This window comes from Vibrio sp. 2134-1 (assembly GCF_033339495.1).
Window position 1 is genome coordinate 1 of record NZ_JAWOUS010000281.1, and the last position, 806, is coordinate 806.

An 806-nucleotide genomic window follows, 5' to 3' on the forward strand; every position below is an offset into this window, starting at 1 on the left:
AGACATGCAGCTAAACCAAACTTTAGGAATGAGTTGTTGATGGAGTTGTTCATATGTATTCCTTACTTATGTGTGAGATTGCGTAATTGCATTCCATCTTCGTTACGTAGAATCTCGTAAGAAAGTTCAGATGATATGAAAATAATGCCGATAAATTGAACGGGAGAGGGAAAATCGCTCCGTATTATTGAGCTCTGGTGATAGTTAAAAGCTAGGACAAGACCCGCTGGTAAGGCAGGAACGGTGGCCAGTTTCAGATTATCTTCTTGTCGTCACAGCTTCTTACCAATATTCAAATAAACTAATGATATGACAACCGCTTTTTAACGGGGTGATGCATGGATATCAACGAGTTTGCGACTGGCGAGCATCTTATCTGGAATCTGCTTATTGCCTTGCTATTGGGTGCGATTATCGGGACACAGCGCGGCTGGGTGATGCGAAATAGTGTTGAAGGTAGTCGTGTTGCTGGTATTCGTACGTTCTCTCTTGTCGGGTTACTTGGTGGTCTTGTCGCGATTCTTGCGGATCTCTATTCTCCTTTATTGCTTGGTTTTGCCTTGATTGCGTTGGTGATATTGGCGTGTATCGCGTTTGTCATGCAGCAGAAGAAGAGTCGCGATATCAGTATTACTGGCGTGGTTAGCTTGTTGGTGACGTTTGTGTTGGGCAGTTTAGCTGTGTCGGGAGAAGCGGTGCTTGCGGCATCTGCAGCTGTGATTACCGCAGTGGTGCTCGACAACAAACGAGAACTTCACCAAGCGTTGCAAAAATTACAGGAATACGAGCTAGATGCAGCGCTCCGG

General features: G+C 45.3%; 1 protein-coding gene. It reads left to right on the forward strand.

Annotated elements, in window-relative coordinates; all coding sequences use genetic code 11:
* Positions 1–338 precede the first annotated feature (338 nt).
* On the forward strand, positions 339–806 hold a 468-nt coding region (locus tag R7R78_RS25490; RefSeq protein WP_225474543.1), incomplete at its 3' end, for an MgtC/SapB family protein.